This window comes from Haliscomenobacter sp. (assembly GCF_040403615.1).
Classification (GTDB): domain Bacteria; phylum Bacteroidota; class Bacteroidia; order Chitinophagales; family Saprospiraceae; genus Haliscomenobacter.
This window is the reverse complement of the sequence record NZ_JBBAKG010000250.1, coordinates 1-2,049: the sequence shown is the minus strand read 5'-3', so window position 1 is coordinate 2,049 and position 2,049 is coordinate 1. Positions and strand designations below refer to the sequence as shown.

Here is a 2,049-nt window from a genome sequence, read left to right as displayed (position 1 = left end):
AACATTCCCGGACCGGAGACGCGATGAATCGCGTCTCTACCGACCTCAACGCCCTGGCGGACGAGTACTTGCGCCTCGCTTACCACGGTTTGCGCGCTAAGGACAGCAGTTTCAACGCTAAGCTGAAAACTCATTTTGATCCCAATTTGCCCAAAATTGAGGTGATTCCGCAAGAAATTGGGCGGGTACTCTTGAACCTAATCAACAATGCTTTTTATGCCGTAAATGAAAAAGCAAAATTGGAAATTGAAGAATACGAACCTACTGTGACGGTAAGTTCGAGCATTGTAGGAGACAAGGTGGAGATCAAGGTCAAAGACAATGGCAATGGCATCCCTGAAGCGATCAAAAACAAAATTTTTCAGCCGTTTTTCACCACCAAACCTACTGGGCAGGGCACGGGTTTAGGCTTGAGTTTGGCGTATGACATTGTGGTGAAGGGGCATGGGGGAAATGTAAAGTTAGTGTCTTCGTCGAGTGAAGGTTCTGCATTTATTGTTAACTTACCTTTGTAGCTGATAAACTGTATGAAACACCTAACCCTGATTTTCTTCTTTTGGTCTACGCTAGCTTTGGCACAGCCAAGCGATACGCTATTCATCAGTAGTTTACCCAATGAAGGTTTACTTTTGAATAAAGCCTGGCAATACTGTATGTCGGAAAATACTATTCAACAAATCCAAGCCATACAAACCGCGTGGAAAGACATCGATCCAACCTGGGATATCCACGATTCCTTACCACGTGCCGCAGCAAAAGGAATAGGCTGGATGAAGCTAAAGTTCAGAATAGCTGACACTTTAAAACAACGGCTTTTTGCCATTCAAATCCAACAATCGATCGCAGCTGAGTATTATTTAAATGGACAATTGCTGACGCGTTGTGGCGTGGTCAGTCCTATTCCAACTTTAGTAAAGGCCAGCGATGCCCAGTGGAAACCAATGGCATTCCCGGTAAAATTTGACGCCGTAAATACCCTTTTGATTCGCTTTTCAGTGCAGCCAAAATCACGATATACCCAAGTTTTTGAAACGACCAACCCCATCGCCTTTATCCAGCTAAATCATTATGGAAAGGCCATGGATGATTACATCCGACTGATACATCACCATAGCCTGTTTCAATATTTGCTCCTGGGTATGGGACTGATGATTTTAAGCATTCACTTGTCATTTTTCCTGATGTACCCCATAGTCAAAGCCAACCTGTGGTTTGCACTTTCTAGAATCGTGTACATGATCGGGCAATTGTTACAAATCAAATTCTGGCTTTTTACTGATTTCATCAATGAAAAATATTGGTTGGGCTTGATTGCATTTTCTATGTTCATTCTGAGCAACTTATTGACGATGGTATCTATTTTACAATTTTTACATCGCAAATTTGACTGGATTGATAAACTTGTATGTTCATTATTTATCCCGGCTGTATTTTTAATCGCCATTCCTTATGGCTGGGGTTGGCGTTCGGCGGCGCTTCTCCAAATACTCATTCATATCAACCTGATGAGAATTGCCGTTTTATCCCGTAAGAAAAATCAAACCAACGCCTTGATCATCGGGCTTGGCGCATTTGTAACCATCATCTTGTTCTTTGTCTTTATTTCGATGGGTACTTTTGAAAAGGTGTCTTTTATCCAATCTTTTCAGTTGCAAAGAATGATAATTTATCTTCTATTCGCGTCGGGATTACCAGTTGCACTGTCCTTTTTTTTAGCGCGAGAATTTGCTCAAACGACTCGTTCTCTTGCCGTAAAATTAAGTGAAGTTGAAGCCCTTTCTGCCCAAACCATCGCTCAGGAGCAAGAAAAACAACACCTCCTTGCCACCCAAAATGAAACCCTCGAGCGCCTTGTTACCGAGCGAACCGCCGAGCTCAAAGCCTCGCAAAACCAACTCATCCAATCCGAAAAACTCGCTTCCCTCGGCGAACTCACGGCAGGCATCGCCCACGAAATCCAAAACCCGTTGAACTTCGTCAACAACTTCGCTGAGGTCAGCGCCGAGATGCTGGATGAAATGCACGAAGAGCTGGAAAAAGGGGACACTA

The 2,049-nt window shown here is 43.6% G+C and carries 2 protein-coding genes; both read left to right on the top strand.

All coding sequences use genetic code 11. The annotated features are described in order from the left end of the window. Positions 1-515: sensor histidine kinase (locus tag ABW391_RS29350; RefSeq protein ID WP_353485462.1), on the top strand; the 515-nt coding region annotated here is incomplete at its 5' end. 12 nt (positions 516-527) lie between these two features. Beyond that, on the top strand, positions 528-2,049 hold a 1,522-nt coding region (locus ABW391_RS29345; RefSeq protein ID WP_502916367.1), incomplete at its 3' end, for a sensor histidine kinase.